Origin of the sequence: Methylocystis sp., from assembly GCF_021731785.1 — a bacterium.
GTDB lineage: Bacteria > Pseudomonadota > Alphaproteobacteria > Rhizobiales > Beijerinckiaceae > Methylocystis.
Map to the genome: position 1 here is coordinate 1 of NZ_JAKFWS010000012.1, position 15,867 is coordinate 15,867.

Annotated in this window: 15 protein-coding genes, 1 tRNA gene and 1 pseudogene; 4 read left to right on the forward strand and 13 right to left on the reverse strand. The window is 60.9% G+C overall.

What is annotated here, in order from left to right; translation table 11 throughout:
* Positions 1-177, forward strand: a pseudogene (locus QZ964_RS02105) (IS630 family transposase); the annotation flags it as partial.
* 152 nt (positions 178-329) lie between these two features.
* Here the strand turns inward: QZ964_RS02105 and QZ964_RS02110 are convergent.
* From QZ964_RS02110 to QZ964_RS02150, 9 genes are all read right to left on the reverse strand, one after another.
* Positions 330-2,780 carry an alginate export family protein gene (locus QZ964_RS02110; protein WP_292528577.1) on the reverse strand — a complete coding sequence of 817 codons (2,451 nt, stop codon included), beginning with the start codon at positions 2,778-2,780 and terminating at the stop codon, positions 330-332.
* Between the two features lie 249 nt (positions 2,781-3,029).
* Positions 3,030-3,842, reverse strand: coding sequence for a trans-aconitate 2-methyltransferase (gene tam / locus QZ964_RS02115; RefSeq protein WP_292528372.1), 813 nt, complete (start codon positions 3,840-3,842; stop codon positions 3,030-3,032).
* Positions 3,839-5,023 (reverse strand): sulfate/molybdate ABC transporter ATP-binding protein, encoded by a 1,185-nt coding sequence (locus tag QZ964_RS02120; protein ID WP_292528578.1) that lies wholly within the window; start codon positions 5,021-5,023, stop codon positions 3,839-3,841. The genes tam and QZ964_RS02120 overlap by 4 nt, the downstream gene beginning before the upstream one ends.
* Positions 4,932-5,819 carry a sulfate ABC transporter permease subunit CysW gene (gene cysW, locus QZ964_RS02125; RefSeq protein WP_292528373.1) on the reverse strand — a complete coding sequence of 296 codons (888 nt, stop codon included), beginning with the start codon at positions 5,817-5,819 and terminating at the stop codon, positions 4,932-4,934. Before cysW ends, QZ964_RS02120 begins: the two co-directional genes overlap by 92 nt.
* Positions 5,812-6,675 (reverse strand): sulfate ABC transporter permease subunit CysT, encoded by an 864-nt coding sequence (cysT, locus tag QZ964_RS02130; protein WP_292528374.1) that lies wholly within the window; start codon positions 6,673-6,675, stop codon positions 5,812-5,814. Before cysT ends, cysW begins: the two co-directional genes overlap by 8 nt.
* Complete coding sequence (locus tag QZ964_RS02135) at positions 6,672-7,715, reverse strand: sulfate ABC transporter substrate-binding protein (RefSeq protein WP_292528376.1); 1,044 nt, start codon at positions 7,713-7,715, stop codon at positions 6,672-6,674. Before QZ964_RS02135 ends, cysT begins: the two co-directional genes overlap by 4 nt.
* Before the next feature lie 198 nt (positions 7,716-7,913).
* A complete protein-coding gene (gene modA / locus QZ964_RS02140; RefSeq protein ID WP_292528378.1) occupies positions 7,914-8,720 on the reverse strand; it encodes a molybdate ABC transporter substrate-binding protein in 807 nt (268 codons plus the stop codon).
* 372 nt (positions 8,721-9,092) lie between these two features.
* Positions 9,093-9,983 carry a cellulose biosynthesis protein BcsS gene (gene bcsS / locus QZ964_RS02145; protein WP_292528380.1) on the reverse strand — a complete coding sequence of 297 codons (891 nt, stop codon included), beginning with the start codon at positions 9,981-9,983 and terminating at the stop codon, positions 9,093-9,095.
* Positions 9,984-10,182: 199 nt separating this feature from the next.
* The gene (locus QZ964_RS02150) at positions 10,183-11,418 is read right to left on the reverse strand and encodes a M48 family metallopeptidase (RefSeq protein WP_292528382.1); all 1,236 of its coding nucleotides are present in this window, start codon (positions 11,416-11,418) and stop codon (positions 10,183-10,185) included.
* 187 nt (positions 11,419-11,605) lie between these two features.
* Between QZ964_RS02150 and QZ964_RS02155 the strand changes: the two genes are divergently transcribed.
* The 3 genes from QZ964_RS02155 to QZ964_RS02165 all read left to right on the forward strand — a co-directional run bounded on the left by QZ964_RS02155 (position 11,606) and on the right by QZ964_RS02165 (position 14,469).
* Positions 11,606-12,007 (forward strand): DUF423 domain-containing protein, encoded by a 402-nt coding sequence (locus tag QZ964_RS02155; protein WP_292528384.1) that lies wholly within the window; start codon positions 11,606-11,608, stop codon positions 12,005-12,007.
* A 104-nt stretch (positions 12,008-12,111) separates the two neighbouring features.
* On the forward strand, positions 12,112-12,477 hold the full coding sequence (locus tag QZ964_RS02160) for a response regulator (protein WP_292528385.1): 366 nt from the start codon (positions 12,112-12,114) through the stop codon (positions 12,475-12,477).
* 78 nt (positions 12,478-12,555) lie between these two features.
* Positions 12,556-14,469: an AsmA family protein gene (locus QZ964_RS02165; RefSeq protein ID WP_292528387.1), complete on the forward strand. Its 1,914-nt coding sequence runs from the start codon at positions 12,556-12,558 to the stop codon at positions 14,467-14,469.
* A gap of 9 nt (positions 14,470-14,478) precedes the next feature.
* On the opposite strand, the gene QZ964_RS02170 is transcribed toward QZ964_RS02165, so the two are convergent.
* The 4 genes from QZ964_RS02170 to QZ964_RS02185 all read right to left on the reverse strand — a co-directional run bounded on the left by QZ964_RS02170 (position 14,479) and on the right by QZ964_RS02185 (position 15,865).
* Positions 14,479-14,772: a hypothetical protein gene (locus QZ964_RS02170; protein ID WP_292528389.1), complete on the reverse strand. Its 294-nt coding sequence runs from the start codon at positions 14,770-14,772 to the stop codon at positions 14,479-14,481.
* Between the two features lie 98 nt (positions 14,773-14,870).
* Positions 14,871-15,074: a hypothetical protein gene (locus QZ964_RS02175; protein ID WP_292528390.1), complete on the reverse strand. Its 204-nt coding sequence runs from the start codon at positions 15,072-15,074 to the stop codon at positions 14,871-14,873.
* A 152-nt stretch (positions 15,075-15,226) separates the two neighbouring features.
* A tRNA-Cys gene (locus QZ964_RS02180) sits at positions 15,227-15,297 on the reverse strand.
* Positions 15,298-15,379: 82 nt separating this feature from the next.
* The gene (locus QZ964_RS02185) at positions 15,380-15,865 is read right to left on the reverse strand and encodes a cupin domain-containing protein (protein ID WP_292528392.1); all 486 of its coding nucleotides are present in this window, start codon (positions 15,863-15,865) and stop codon (positions 15,380-15,382) included.
* Positions 15,866-15,867: the final 2 nt, after the last annotated feature.

Consider the following 15,867-nt stretch of genomic DNA (forward strand, 5'->3'; position numbering starts at 1 on the left):
GAACTCAACCCGGTCGAGAACCTCTGGCAGTTCATGCGCGACAACTGGCTCTCCAATCGCGTGTTCAAATCATACGACGACATCGTCGACCATTGCTGCGACGCCTGGAACAAACTCATCGAACAACCCTGGCGCATCATGTCCATCGGTTTGCGCGACTGGGCGCATCGGTTCTGATCAGCACAGGTTGGTATTAGATGTAATTGCAGTCGAACAGGCGCCAAGTCGAGTGGCGGCGATGCATTCAGCTGGCCGTCGAATGCCGTCTACGGCAGTTATTGGGCGGTCAGCCGGGTCGTAAGACCAAAGGAGCCGTTGCCTGGCATCGCCTATTTTGCATGCGCCAGACTCAGCAGATCGAAGTGGCGGTTGACGCCGGCGTGGATGAGGTTGCCGTTAAACCGCGTCGAAGTCGTCGCGCCGGTGGCATAAAAGCCGTTCGGCTGGACAGCGAAGGTGGAGGCCTGAGCGGCGCCTAGATCGTAACGCAGATAATCGACTTTGATGCTCCAGTCGGGCGTAAACATCCATTCAGCGCCGCCGCCCGCCGTCCAGCCGATAAGACTGTCCTGATAGACCGGATTGACCTGCGTCTGGTTGGTTCCGCCAATGCGGCGGGTAAGGATCGCGGCATTGGAAGTGACTCCGCCATAGGCCATGCCGCCAGTGCCATAGACGGCGAGCGTCGGCGTGACGAGATAGCCCAACCGGCCGCGGATCGTTCCGAGATAGTTGAGCGTCGCGGTACGCTGCGTATAGGTGGCGAAACTATTGCCCCCGGCTGAGCTGAGCGAAGCCTTCCATTTGGTGTCGGTGTTGCCCGAAACGCCATGAAGATCAGCCTCGACGCCAGTCAGGATGCTGTCGACGAATTTCCAATTGGCGCCGCTCTGGAAGCCGCCGATGAAGCCGGCGAGATGGTTGGTTTGGTCGATTGGCGTCGCGCTGAGGGCGATGTCCGGACTCGCTACGGCTGCGCCGAAAGGCCAAGGCTGCACGATCGACTGCGGACTCGACCAGGCAGAACCGCCGTTGAGGCCGATGTAAACATCCGACCAGCTCGGCGGCGGCGGAGGCGGTCCTTCAGGCTTGAACAGAGCGAGAAAATCCGCGCCCGGCGGTTTGGCGATGGGGTTGCCGTCGCCAAAGGCGTTGGCCGAGACTTCGAGATAGAAGAAGTCGGTCGGGCGAGCGTTCAGGCCGTTCGTCGTTGTGGTCTGTCCGGGAAAGGATTGCGGGAAGAAAGGCTGCAACGCGACCGGCGGCGCGAAGCTCGATGTAAACGACCCCGGCCAGAAACGCGCATAGCTCGCGGTGAGATTGATGAACGCATTCAGTTTATAACGGATTCGGAGATCATATTCCGTGCCTATGAACGTGCCTCTGTTGCCGAGCGGCGCAAACAGATTGGCGCGGTCCCAGGCGGCGGCGGCGCTCGCCAGCCAATAGGCGCTGAAGGCGGTGTCGATCTGAAGATTCTTGAATGGCGAGAATTCGAGACGCGCCTTCGCCGCCTTTATGTTGTGCCACGCTATGTAGTCATTGCGGGAGAACGGCTGATTGAAGCCGTAGAAAATGTCGAACGTCTGATTGACGCTGTCGAAGGGGCTCTTGTTGCCGGTCCCGTAGATGTAATCGGCGCTGATGCGCGGCTTCCAGGAATGGTCCGAGAAGGTGTAGCCGAGCTCGACCGAATAGGCGATGGCGTCATGCTGGACCGTCGTCTGAATGGCGTTTTGAACGGTCCCTAAGGCGCGAAATTCGCCCGTCTCGCCCATCTGCTTATTGACGTCGGCGTCGTAGTCAAAGTCTCCGAGCACTCCATAGACGCGCAACCCCGGCGCGTAGGTGTTTCTGTGGAGCCTCAACGCGTTCGACGTGTTGAGGAGATCAGCATATTGCTTGCGGCCCAGGAAATAGGGCTGGATCGTCGCGAACTCCGACCAGCGGCGTATGCTGAACACCGTGCCATATATCCAGTTTCCCCATTCGGGCCGATCGAACTCGTAAGGATAGCGCACCACCGGCCGCATCAAGAAGCTGTCGATATCCCAGTCGTTGTCCTTCTTGCCCAACCTGAGGCGAAAGCCTTCAAAGTTATTTGTCGTGTTGCGGAACTCGTTGTTCGCGATCAGACGCCTGTCGAGCAACTCCAAATGAAAGCGTCCAGCGCGAATGCTAAGTGGCCGATCGTTGCCGAGATCATCCTTGCCAAGCGCGTCCTTGAAATAGAGTTCTGCGAACGCCTGAATGAGATCGGTCTGATTGATTTCCTGGCCCTGATATCCATAGATGCTGTTGTAGGCGCGTGAGTCCTGAAATTCGATCACGAAACGTAACGGATCGAGGATGTTCTGCACGCCAAGATAAGCCCGCGTGCGCGACAGCCATAGCGAATTGGGAAAATACTTGCGCTGAGAGCTTGGCGGATTGGTCGTCGTGCTCGTCCACGGCCGGTAATCGTCCTTGCGGTATTCGAAGCGCACGCGCGAATCGAGGCCAACGTTCAACCAGTCGACGCCTTCGAATTCCTTGTAGGTTTTGGCGAGATTGCGCACATAGGGCGGAATATCCGGCTGCGGCTCCAAACGATAGCCGCGCGTCGGCACGTAATAGCTCTTCTTCTCTGCTGGGGCGGCAGGCGCCGCCGCCGAACCTGTCGCCTTCTTGCCAATGGTCTTCGTTTTCACCGAGTTTTTTTCCGGCGCGTCAGCTTTTCCGGCCGACGCCTGGGCCGCCTCTTCGGCAAAGGACACATGCGGCGCGAGGGCAAGAACCATCGCCGCCACTGCAGTGCTCAGTCTTAAATCCCGCTTTGACATCCCAGCTCTCGACCTGTGGTCGCGGAGGAGTTCCCTCTGCGAATTGTTTCCGCCTGTGCCGCAAGTGTCAGTCAATCGAAAACTCGGATTTTTGTCTATAGATTTTATATACAAACCCCTAAATCGAGCGGAACCGTTGCGGCAATGTCACACTTTTCGCCTAACTGGCGCGACGCAACTTGCATGCCCGCAAGCGCCGTCTCGATCTTATTTCTGCAGGGCGAAGAAAAGACGCGGGTATCGCAAAAGCACTTTGCCGTCCGGTTGACGCGGATAGGCCTGCGCGAGCCTCTCTCTGTAGCGCGCGAGAAATTCGGCGCGCTCATTTTCATCGAGCAGATCTAGAAACGGGCGAAGGCCAGATCCTTCGAACCATTCGACGACGCCTTCAGGACCATCGAGGGGGTGAACATAGACCGTCTGCCAAATATCGATCGTGCTGCAGAGCGGCGCGAACAGATTGTAATATTCCTCAAGCGGACCGAGCACCATGATCGACTTCGCGATGGGCAGCAGACGCGGCGCCCATGGACCGTCCGCCGCGACCATGCGCATGGCCGCGTGTGAAAGCTCATGCGTATTGTTGGGCATTTGGACGGCGAGACGCCCGCCTGGCCGCAAGTAGCTCAAGAGCCTCGTCATCAACCCGCGATGGTCGGGCAGGAAATGCAGCGCCGCATTGGCGAAGATGAGATCAGCCGGCTCCGAAGGCCGCCAATGCGCAATATCCGCTTTGATAAACGTCGCCGTCGGCGTGCAAGCGCGAGCGACCGACAGCATATTGTCGGACTTGTCGATCCCGACGATATCGGCGTCGGTAAAGCTCATCGCGAGAAGCCGGGTGCTGTTTCCCGGACCGCACCCGAGATCGAAAACGAGTTGCGTGTCGCAATAAGGCACGCGCGCGAGCAGGTCGCGGGCGGCGCGCGTACGCTCCGCCTCGAATTTCAGATAGAGCGCCGAATTCCAGTCGTTCGTCGCGCCTCGTTCATCGATGCTGTCAGCAAGTGCGGGACTCAAATGCCGTCTCCGGCGTCGACATATGCGTCCTTCTCGTCCGCCGGAAATATGCGCGCCTTCGACAGGTTCAGCGGAACACGGTCGCCAAGCGCCGCGCCGCGTTCGAGCGGCGAGTCGATTTCAAGCGTTTGATCATAGCCATCGATCGCGATGGTGGCGCGCACGCCGGCAGGGGTGCGCCTCAGGCTTTCGACTCGGCCTTCGAGTTCGCCGTTTCCTTCCGATGCGACGGCGATGTCGGCGGGCCGGAAGAAGACTTTCGCGGGACCGCTGCGCAGCCCATGCGTATCGATATGCAATTCCCGCCCGCCGAATTTGACATGACCGTCGGCGATGGTGACCGGCTGCGCGACCGCTTCGCCCACAAACGAGATGACGAAAGGCGAGGCTGGCCGATCATAGAGTTCGCCCGGCGTGCCGATCTGTTCGATGCGGCCTTCATTGAGCACGACGACGCGATCCGCGAGCTCCATCGCCTCATCCTGATCATGCGTGACGAAAACCGTCGTCAATCCGGTCTGCTTATGAATGTCGCGCAGCCAGCGGCGCAAATCCTTGCGGACGCGCGCGTCAAGCGCGCCGAATGGCTCATCGAGCAGCAACACGCGCGGCTCGATCGCCAGCGCGCGCGCAAGCGCCACGCGTTGGCGCTGGCCGCCGGAGAGTTGCGCCGGATAACGGCCGCCAAGACCGTCGAGCTGCACGAATTGCAAAAGTTCCGCGACGCGCGCCTTGATGGCGGCTCGAGACGGACGCGTGCGCCTGGGACGAACTCTTAGACCGTAGCCGATATTGTCGGCGACGGTCATGTGCTTGAAGAGCGCATAGTTCTGAAAGACCATGCCGACATGGCGGTCCTGCACGGGGAGATTAGTCGCATTCTCGCCGTCAAACAGTACGCGCCCGCGATCGGGAGAATTGAGGCCGGCAATCACCCGCAGCAGCGTCGTCTTGCCCGATCCCGAAGGCCCAAGCAGCGCGACGAGTTCGCCCGACTGAATGTCGAGGCTGACGTCGCGTAACGCCGGAAAGGCGCCGAAATCCTGCTCGACTCCCTCGATGCGAATAGAAGCGCCGCGCTTACGCGTTTTAGTGGCGTCGTACGCGTCCGGAGAGTTCGTCAGCGTGACGCCATTCGAGGAAGGTCTTGAGCCCGAGTGTGACGAGCGCCAAGCCTGCAAGCAGAACCGCGAGAGCGAAAGCGGCGACATTATTGTATTCATTGTAGAGTATCTCCACCTGAAGCGGAATTGTATTGGTCAGACCGCGTATATGGCCGGATACGACGGAAACGGCGCCGAACTCGCCCATGGCGCGGGCGTTGCAGAGCAACACCCCGTAGAGCAGTCCCCATTTGATGTTGGGCAGAGTTACGGTGAGAAAAGTCTTGAAGCCGGAAGCGCCGAGCGTGAGCGCCGCTTCCTCTTCCACCGTCCCCTGCTCTTGCATCAGCGGAATAAGTTCGCGCGCAACGAAAGGAAAGGTGACGAAGATCGTCGCCAGAACGATGCCGGGCACGGCGAAGATAATTCGCACGCCATGTTCGGCGAGCCATGGGCCGAAGAAACCCTGACCGCCGAACACGAGCACATAGACGAGGCCGGCTACGACGGGCGACACGGAAAAAGGCAGATCAATGAGCGTGATGAGAACGCTTTTGCCGGGAAAGGAAAACTTCGCGATCGACCAGGACGCCGCGAGGCCGAACGCAAGATTGGCCGGCACGGCGAGCGCCGCGACAAGAAGGGTCAAACGGATCGCGGCGCGCGCATCGGGATCGTCGAACGCCGCAAGAAAGGGTCCGATCCCTTTGCTGAAGGCTTCAACGAAGACGATTGCAAGCGGCGCCAAAAGGAAAATGGCGAGAAACAGCACCGCGGTGGCAATGAGCGCACAGCGCGCGAGCGGCGAGTCTTGGGTGACGGGCCGATGTTTGGCGCGGTGATCAGCGGCGAGGGGCATTGCAATCTCAGACATGGCCAAATCTCTTGCGGCTCCACGCCTGGACCAGATTGATGAGGAGCAGCGCCGCGAAGGAAATCGCCAGCATGATCGTCGCGATGCCCGTCGCGCCGGCGACATCATATTGTTCAAGCTTCACGACGATGAGCAGCGGCGCTATCTCGGACACATAAGCGATATTGCCGGCAATGAAGATCACCGAGCCATATTCGCCAATGGATCTGGCGAAAGCGAGCGCGAAGCCTGTCAACAACGCTGGCGCCAGGGGCGGCAGCATCACGCGGATCACCGTTTGCAGCCGGGCTGCGCCCAAAGTGGCGGAGGCTTCCTCCAACTCCACTTCGAGTTCCGAAATAATCGGCTGCACGGTGCGCACGACGAAGGGCAGACCGATAAAGATGAGCGCGACCAGAATGCCCCAGCGGGTGAACGCGATCTTGATGTCGTAGTCGGCAAGCGGCGCGCCGAACCAGCCATTCGGCGAATAAAGCGCAGCGAGTGAAATGCCGGCGACGGCCGTCGGCAGCGCGAAGGGCAGATCGACGAATGCGTCGAGCAGTCGACGGCCTATGAAATCGTATCGGGTGAGCACCCAGGCGACGATAAGGCCAAAGAACAGATCGACGACCGCCGCCGCGAACGAAATGAAAAAGGTCGTGCGCAACGCTGCGGCGACGCGCGGCTCCGAGGCGATCGCATAAAGGCCGGAAAATCCTAGTCCCGATGACCACCAGATGAGCGTGGCGAGCGGAAAGAGAACGATCAGGCCGAGATAGATCAGCGTGTAGCCGAATGTCAGACCGAAGCCTGGAATGACGCTCGGCGCCGTGAAGCGCCGAGCGTTTTTGCCAACAAGGCTCGGGGAGGTCACCTTGTCAGCTCTTGTTTCTGAATCTCATCGAAAATGCCGCCGTCAGCGAAATGCTTCTTTTGCGCCGCCGCCCAGCCGCCGAAACTTTTATCCACGGTGATGAAATCGATCTTGGCGAATTTTTTTACGTCTTCTTTCGCCGCATATTCCGGATGAACAGGACGATAGAAATTGCGCGCGATGATCGCCTGCGCCGGCGGAGAATAAAGGAAGTCGAGATAGGCTTCCGCGAGCTGCCTGTTGCCCTTGGCGTCGGCGTTGGCGTCGACGACGGCGACCGGCGGCTCGGCCAGAATCGATTGCGGCGGCGTGACGATCTCGAACTTGTCAGCGCCAAATTCCTTGAGCGCAAGGAACGCTTCATTCTCCCATGCGAGCAGCACATCGCCGATGCCGCGTTGTGCGAAGGTGATCGTCGAGCCTCGCGCGCCCGTATCCATCACCGGCGCGTTCCTGTAGATCGCTTTGACGAAATCTCTGGTCTTCGCTTCGTCGCCGCCGAATTTTTTCAGCCCATAACCCCAGGCCGCGAGATAATTCCAACGCGCGCCGCCGGACGTCTTCGGGTTGGGCGTGATCACGGCGACGCCGGGCTTCGCCAGATCGTCCCAATCCTTGATGGCCTTTGGATTGCCCTTGCGGACGAGAAACACGATCGTCGACGTGTAGGGCGACGAATTATTGGGTCGGCGCTTCCGCCAATCAACGGGGATTTTGCCGCTCTTGCTGGCGATCGCGTCAATGTCGGCGGCGAGCGCCAGCGTCACGACATCGGCGTCGAGCCCCTCGATCACCGCGCGCGCCTGTGCGCCGGACCCGCCATGCGAAGCCAGGATTTCGATCGTTTGACCGGTCTTGGCTTTCCAATCGGCTGCAAAGGCGGGATTGATCGCCTTATAGAGTTCGCGCGTGGGGTCATAAGAGACGTTCAGGAACGTCTGACCCGCTTGAGAATTCGCGCTCGCCAATACTGCGAGCGCGAGCAAGCCCACAAAAATCCCCAAGCCAACGCCTTTTTCCAAACGCCCACCCACGCTCATGCCAGCCTCCATTAGTCTATAAAAACGATAGCATGACTATAATAATTGGCAAGCCGGAAAAAACGCCTTTTTCTCGCTTCGTCCAAATTAGCGGTGGGTCGGAATATTCGAGCGCAACGTGGGTTGCGCATACCAGCGCAGGACTGCGCCGCCCCATGTCATCCCGGCGCCAAGCAAAATTGCGCCGTCGGCGGCGCCTCAGTGCAGCGTCGTGAATCCTTGCTCCGCGAAAATCGCCCTAGCCTCATCGCTTTGCAGAAAGGCAAGAAATTTTTCCGGCGCGTCGCCCCTGGCGCTTGCGGTCAGCGCCGCTGGATAGACGATCGGCGGATGCGAGAACTCCGGAAAACTCGCCACAATCTTCACCTTGGGCTCGGATCTGGCGTCGGTGAGATAGACAATTCCAAGTGGCGCTTCTTCGCGCGCGACAAACATCAGCGCGGAGCGAACATTGTCGGTGAAGGCGAAATGCGGCTCCGCGACACTCCAGAGACCGAGCTTGTCGAGTGCGGCCTTAGCGTATTTACCGACTGGAACCGAGGCGATATTCCCCGTTGCAATTTTGCCCGATCCGATCGCCGCCGCAAACGCATCTTTTGTAAGCGCCACTTTTTCCAATTTTGACGTGCCGGGCGCGATCAGCACGAGCGCGTTGCCAAGAAGATTGAAGCGCGTTTTCGACTGGATGAGATTTTTTTCCGCGAGATAGTCTACCGAGGCGGCATCGGCGGAGAGAAATATCTCAGCTGGCGCTCCCGCCTCAATCTGCTTCGCGAGCGCCATCGAACTGGCGTAGCTGATCGTCGCGTCGACCCCAGTCTTGCTCTTATAGGCGGCGGCCGCGGCATCGAGCGCGTTCTTGAGGCTGGCCGCGGCGAATACCGTAATCGATGAAGATGCGGTCCCCTCGCCCGCAGGGGTCGATGTCTTTGGAGCTTCCGCGCCGACCCCAGTCGCGAACATCACAATCGAAAAGGCGATGATGCAACTGCGGCGGTCGATCATGAGAATGTTCCTTCGAGCCCAACGCCGAGAACGGCGATCGCCAGGCTAAAATTGAGTGTTTCGTCGTATATTTCGTCTACCGATCGAAGTCATGCGGAAAATTTATGCGTCGAGCTCTCATTGGCGGCATAAGACCGTCGCTTCGACGAACTGTGCTAGTTTTCGAATGGGTTCGAAAATTAAAGACGGCGGTCGGGAGAAGACGCCTTCAGACTTCGTGCAAGCCGAATGCCGTTCAGCCGCATTCCGTTGTCAATATTAATGCGGTCAGCTGCTGCCAGCGCCAGACACCGGGTGGCTTATGACGGCTGCGGGCGGGAGTCGCCTGCGCGGCGTTCGCGTTGGCGCCTATCGAATGGGCGTCAAATCATCTCAAAATCGTACGCTTGTCTCAAGAATCGTATAGCCTCCCTTACCGCCATACTCATCACGGACATAGCCGCCTGCAAGGCTCGCATAGAACGGTCCGATCTCCATGAGCGTGACATGCGCGCCAAACATTGGCTGAAGTTCGCCCTTATAAGTATTCAGCGCCGCATGCGGTCCAAAGAATAATTTTCCTTTCAACCAAACCAGGAGGGAGTCGTTGAACGGAAATACAACGCCCGGCTTTACTTCAAAATACCCCCATCCAAATGCGGTCGTATAGACGGCCGACGCGAAAAGCATCAGTTGATCATTCGGCGCCGCCCTTAACTCCAGACTTCCCAAAACGCCAAACTCGGTTCCCGCAAGATCGCTAATAGATTCTGGCGGAATGCGTAGCGCCGCATTCGACATATTGGCGCCGAGGTAACCTTCAGTGGTCATGCCCACCCCGAGAAATCCGCTCACCTCCCAATTCTTGTCGATCAGAGCGTAGCCGATCTGTGCGCCGACAAAACCATCGGACCCGTAGTATTTGCCTACCGTGCCGAGATGGGGAAGCGCTATGTCGTCCACCTCCATCGCGCTAGCGATGACATTCTCTGCGTCGCTCCCCTTCACATCAGCGGCATAGCCCCCGAATCCGCCGGTTGCTCGAAGACGCCACCCGGACGCTTCAAGCGAAGATTCGATTGCAGCCGTTGCTGTGAACCACTGGTACCATGATCTTCGGGTCGTGCCCCACGACCAAGAGTCGAACTCAATGCTCGGTGGTCGCTTCAGTGGCTGGGCGATCGCATGTGTCGGAGTTTCCTGCTCGGCCAGGTTCGAAACATTCACCGCGTTCGGCGAGGTCAATAGTGAACAGATTGCTGCAACGCCGCTCGCGCAATTCATCCTCAGGCTCCCGGGGGCTTACGCTCAGCGTAGCCTCGATCCGTGGATTTTCCGGGCAAATTCAGGAAAAGAGCGACATTTTCAGTTCAAGTGCTTTTTTGGCCACAGGTATGCGCCAGCCGCTCACCGGACGAGTCTGCGAAAGCCGGCGCTGCGAGAAGGCGCGGCGACGGCGCGGCGCGTTCGTAGACGCCCCGCCCTACGCCGTCGCGCGCAGCTGCGCCACCCGCACCGGCACGGGCGGATGCGAAAAATAGAAGGTCGCGTAAAGCGGGTCGGGCGTCAGCGTCGCCAGGTTGTCGCGCGTGAGCCGCGTCAGCGCCGAGATCATCGGCTCCTTGCCGACGAGATCGCGCGCGAAGGCGTCGGCTTCGAATTCCGCCCGCCGCGAGCGCCAGGCGAGCAAGGGCGACAGGATATGCGAGATCGGCTCGCGCGCCAGCAACAGCGCCACGAGGACAATCCCCGGATCATTCGGCAAACCGAACCAGCCGGCGAAGACGTCGGAGCCGAACGCCTGCCACAGCACAGCGAAACCAAGGAAGGCGATCGCCGCCGCTTGTAACAGCATCTGCCGCACATGGCCGAATTTGAAGTGGCCGAGTTCATGAGCGAGGATCGACTCGATCTCGTCGGGAGAATGTCTTGCAAGCAGCGTGTCGAAGAAGACAATGCGCTTGGCTTTGCCGAAACCGCTGAAATAAGCGTTGCCATGGGTGGAGCGCGTCGAGGCGTCCATCACATAGAGCCCCTTCGATTCGAAGCCGCATTTGGCGAGGAGCGCCTCCATGCGCCGCTTCATCGCGCCCTCTTCGAGCGGCGTGAATGTATTGAAGAGCGGCGCAATGACCGTCGGATAGATCACGGCCATCGCGATCGCGATGGCGATGAAGGCGACATAAGCCAAGAGCCACCATGTGTCCGGCGCGGCGCGCAGCAGCCAGAACATCCCGAAGAGCAAAGGCGCTGAAACGGCGATTTCCAATGCGCCGGTCTTCGCCTGATCAATGAGAAACTTTTGCGGCGTCAGGCGATTGAAGCCGAACCGCGCCTCGAGCCAAAAGGCCCGCGCGGCGGCGAAGGGCATATCGATCAACCCGGCGATCACGCCGAAGAGGAGAACGAACAGAACGCTGCGCACGAGGCCCGGTTCGACCATGGCGACGACCGCCGCATAGAGCGGCGCGAGCCCCAGCGTCAGCCACAAAACTGAAATCGCGGCGTCGAAAATCGTTTCGACGATAGAAAACTCGGTTTTCGCGATCGTATATTCGGCGGCGCGACGATGATCGTCGAGAGTCACCTCGCCCGCGAAATCCGGCGGCACCCGATCGCGATTGGCCTCAACCGTCGCCATCTGTCGCAGGCGTAAATAAACGCCAAGGCCGGCCGAGGCGGCGATCGCCAGACATATCACGACGCCCATTGCGCTCATTCTGCGCTCCTGCCAATTCTCCGTGGCAATATAGGAGGTCGCGTCATAGTTTGCGAGAACTGCGTCGAACGCGATCGTGATATCGAGAACTGGTTCATCTGTCGGGCGTCTGTATTTTGGTGATGACGCCTGTGACGCTTGAATCTGGAAAACGCCCGCCGACCGGCGCCGCAATACGGAGTCGCCAGTGAGATTGGCTTTTTTGATAGGCGCTGTCGCCGCCGCTCAAGGCGCGGCGGGCGTTGCTCTCGCCGCGGCATCGGCGCATCTCGACGCGAGTCCTTTTCTCGCGACGGCCAGCCAGTTTCTCATGATCCACGCCGCCGCCGGCGTCGGCCTCGCCGCGCTTGCGCGGACGACGCCGCGACAGGAAGCGAACTGGCTCGCCGCAATCGTCCTGGCGCTTCAGGCTGGGGTGACGCTTTTCGCCGGAGACCTGGCGGCGCGCGTCTTCTTGACGACGAAACTTTTCTCTCTCGCCGCGCCGATCGGCGGCGGACTGACGATCCTGAGCTGGTGCGCCCTGGCAGTCTGGGCGGCGTTCGCCATGTTGCGCGCTAATTCGCCACAAACGCCGCGCGAAAGCTAGACAACTGCGGGAAACCGCCCCACCATTCACGTATGTCGGTTTCGAGTTCCGACCTTTCATCCTCGGCTGCTCCGAGCGATGACTCCCAGCGCGCGGGCGATCCTTTGCTCGGGCGACGGCTGCTCATTGTCGAAGACGATCCCTATATCGCGCTGGCGCTTGAAGAGACGCTTTCCGAATTCGGCTTAATTATTGCGGGGATGGCGCGCAGCGTCGAGGAGGCGGTGCGGCTGTCGCGCGAGGACGGCGTCGAACTCGCCTTGCTCGACGTCAATATCGGCCACGAAAAGATCGATCCCGTCGCCGACGCGCTCGCCGCCCGCGGCTGCCCTTTCATTTTCACCACAGGGTGCGGGCGCGCGGGACTGCCGGAGGCGCACCTTGAGCACGCCATGGTCGAAAAGCCGTTTTATGTCGAGGAGATCCTGTCTGCGCTGCGCAACGAGATGGCGCGCGCTCAACAGCGCTAGACTCGGCTTTCGCCACTTTATCGCCCCCGTTGACCGCGACAAGTAAAGTCCCAGAGACCAGCTTCGGGAGCACGGGGCTTGCCGCCGTCCGCCTTAACCAACAAGCTCGCGCCAGCCATCAAGGCGCGCCGCCCGTCCGCCGCTGCGCGGCGCCTGCTCGCAACGGCTGTGGCGGCGGTCGCAACCTTCGCGGCGATCGCCGCCGCAATCGCGCCCTGGCTGTTCTCGCCAGCAGCGCTTATGGACGCCGTCGGCGATCAACTCCAAGGCTCTTCGGGCCTCTACGTCGCGGCGCGCGGCAAAACGAGCTTCTCGCTTTTTCCACGCCCAAGCATCGCCGTCGAAGGCGTCGCCTTCGCCGACCGCAATGGCGCGCTCATCATCGAGTCGAGCGAGCTTCGCGGCGACGTCGACGTTCTGCCCTTGTTGGCGGGACGGCTGAAGGTCGCGGCGGTACAGCTTGTCCGGCCCCACGCGCGCGTCGATTTCGACAAAACGCCGGACGGCGCGCCCGGCGCGGCCGCCCGAGCGGCCGCCGCAAAGCCGGCGACGCTCGAAGCGGCGGCGGCGGATAATGTGCGATTTGGAACTGTGTCGATCGTCGACGGCGACGCGCGGGTCTCCTATCGCGGCCGGTTCTACGCGCTGGAGAAAATCAACGCGAAATTTGAATGGCGCCGCATTGGCGAGGCGGCGGCGCTGACGGGGGCGTTCGATTTTAACGGCGAACGACTCGAGGCCTTGCTGTGGGTCGCGCGTCCGGGCGCGTTGCTGCGCGGTGAGGAGTCCGTCGTCACGTCGCGGCTCGACGGCCAGACCTTTCAGTTCGAGGCGCAGGGCGTCGGTCAGCTCGGCGCCAACGCCCGCTTCGCAGGCCGTGTCGCGGCCGCGGCGGCCTCGGCGCGGCGCGCGCTGGCGCTGTTCGACGTTGCAATCCCCCTGCCCGGCCCCTTCAGCGATGCACAATTTTCCGCGCAGGCGACGCTCGCGCCGCGAGAGGCGCACTTCAAAGGCGCACGTCTATTTGTCGATGGAAATGTATTTCGAGGCGATCTCGACCTTCAGAAAGAGGATGGCCGGCCAACGCTCGCAGCTGCGCTTCAAAGCGAATTCCTCTCCTTGCGGCCGTTTCTTTCCGAGGCGCCTCCGCTTGTCGACGCGAACGGACAGTGGACCAGGCAACCCTTCGGTCTCCCCGACTTCTCCGGCGTCGACGTAGATCTGCATCTCGCCGTCGGCCACGCGCGGCTCGGCCGGCTGAAAATCAACGACGCGTCGATCACGGCGACTCTGCGCGACGGCGCGGCGGAGTTCTCGATCGACCAGGCTCAAGCCTATCGCGGCGCCTTTAAGCTCCGGGCGTCCGTCGCGCCAGGGCCCGACGGGCTGGTGTTCCGCGCCAATGCGCAAACGACGGCGGTCGAGGCGGGCCCGCTGCTTTGGGATGCTTACGGCAAACCATTGCTGGCCGGCTCCCTCAATGCGACTTTCACGCTGGATGGGACCGGCGACCGGATGTCTGCGCTTATGCAAAGTCTGAACGGGCGCGCCAGCGTGGCGCTCGTCGACGGCGAGATTTCCGGCGTCGATCTGGAGAAGGCGCTGCAGGGTTTGGAAAAACGCCCATTGTCGAGCGCCGTCGACATCCGCTCCGGACGTTCGATCGTCGACGCCGCCAGCGCCTCGATAAAATTCGAGAACGGCGTCGCCAATATTTCTGAGGGAAGCGTGCGGGGACGAGGCTTCTCAGTGGCGTTCAGCGGATCGGCGCCGCTGCCAGAACGCGCGCTCGCGATCAAGGCCGTTGCGAGCGAAGCCGACAATGCCGGCAAAATCAGCGATTGGGCTCCCAGCATCGCCTTCGAGGTGGCCGGTCCCTGGGACGAATTGGCGTTGAAACTGGATACGCAGGCCTTTATTCGCCGATCGAACGCCGCCGCTCCGCTGCTGCCGCGTCCGGAGGCGTCGCCCCAGGCGCCGGCGGCGAGATGATGCGGGAAGTCAGACGTCCTCGAATTGCGTTTCGCGCAGCAGCCTTGTGAGCTCGTCGGGAATGTCGAGGTATCGGAAGCGGCGAAGCTCAAAACCCACTTCGACGACGCCCCAGGGAGGCGCATAGGTCCGCCAGGGCGAAACTTCCGCAAGAATCACGACATGACCGCCGTCGATGCCGCGGGCGATGCGCGCAACCGTGTAAATGGCGCCGCGGGCCAAGCCCTCGCAACGACCATAGGGGCCGGCAGTCGCGTCTAGGCAAATCACCTCGGCGCCGGGAGGCGTTTCAGGACTAATCATTTGGCGACCTCGTTCTGCAGCGCGATGAACGCGCGCTCCTATCAATTATGGAGCGCGCGTCGGCGGGCGAAAGAGCCCGGCGCGCCGCTTAGCGGTCACTAGAACTTTAGAAAGCCCAAAAAGCCTCTCTTCAGCTTCTTGCGGTCGAGCGCGCCGAGTTCGTCATAGACGCGGCGCGCGGCGGCCCGCATTTCCATGAGCTTGTCGTCAGAGACGTCGAAATCAAGAACGGCGGATTTCAACTCGCGGCGCGCCTGATCCAGCCGCGTCTGCGCATCCGCGATCAACAAATTCAGCTTCATTACGCTCTCCGATGGCGATGTCGCCCTAACTATAACGCAACTGCGAAGAAAACCGACCCAAATGAACCCCCGCTCGGGCCGTGCAGCTCGTTTCTCTTGCGCTATCATTAAGCCTGCGCGCCGCAACGCCGCCAACCGATTTGGAAAACGCGAGGCCTCGGAGGGAATCGAACCCCCGTACAAGGATTTGCAGTCCTCTGCGTAGCCACTCCGCCACGAGGCCGTTTCGCGGCGTGCGCCGCGTCGGCTCGCTCATACAGGACGGCGCCAAGGCGAGCAAGCCAGGCGAACGCCTACACGTGCGCTCAATACGGACGGCCGTCCTTGTGAGAGAAAATCCAGCGGCCGTCGGGGCCAAGCGCCGCGACGAGGTCGTCATCAGGATAGCTCGCCTCGTCGCCTGCCGAGCGGTCGCCGATTTCAAGATAGACCACGTCGCGATCGGTCCGGTTCATAAGACAATGCGCGGCGCCCCGAGCCGGGAAGCCTGCGCACATGCCGGCGCGCAGGACGATCTCGTCGTCATCGCGCAGCAGCGTCGGCTCTCCATCGAGGATAAAGACGAATTCATCCTGCCGACTATGGCGATGCTTCAGCGCCGACCGCGCGCCGGGGGCAAGCCGCGTCAGATTGACGCCGAAATTGTTCAAGCCGAAGACGTCGCCCAAAGGCCGCTTTTCGCGCCCGCCCATCCGCGAGGCGAACGGTTCAGGATAGCTCGACGCCTTGGCGCGCGGGGCGACGGCCGCCGCCTCGACGGCCGCCGGTTGAAGCTCGCGAGGTTTTTCCATGA

Bases quoted from the DNA above. Each gene is read 5' to 3' on its own strand.
- cysW (WP_292528373.1), bottom strand. From the start codon at position 5,819: ATGTCTGAGATTGCAATGCCCCTCGCCGCTGATCACCGCGCCAAACAT.
- QZ964_RS02150 (WP_292528382.1), bottom strand. From the start codon at position 11,418: ATGAGCGCAATGGGCGTCGTGATATGTCTGGCGATCGCCGCCTCGGCC.
- bcsS (WP_292528380.1), bottom strand. From the start codon at position 9,983: ATGAATTGCGCGAGCGGCGTTGCAGCAATCTGTTCACTATTGACCTCG.
- QZ964_RS02170 (WP_292528389.1), bottom strand. From the start codon at position 14,772: ATGATTAGTCCTGAAACGCCTCCCGGCGCCGAGGTGATTTGCCTAGAC.
- modA (WP_292528378.1), bottom strand. From the start codon at position 8,720: ATGATCGACCGCCGCAGTTGCATCATCGCCTTTTCGATTGTGATGTTC.
- QZ964_RS02135 (WP_292528376.1), bottom strand. From the start codon at position 7,715: ATGAGCGTGGGTGGGCGTTTGGAAAAAGGCGTTGGCTTGGGGATTTTT.
- QZ964_RS02185 (WP_292528392.1), bottom strand. From the start codon at position 15,865: ATGGAAAAACCTCGCGAGCTTCAACCGGCGGCCGTCGAGGCGGCGGCC.
- QZ964_RS02175 (WP_292528390.1), bottom strand. From the start codon at position 15,074: ATGAAGCTGAATTTGTTGATCGCGGATGCGCAGACGCGGCTGGATCAG.
- QZ964_RS02110 (WP_292528577.1), bottom strand. From the start codon at position 2,780: ATGGTTCTTGCCCTCGCGCCGCATGTGTCCTTTGCCGAAGAGGCGGCC.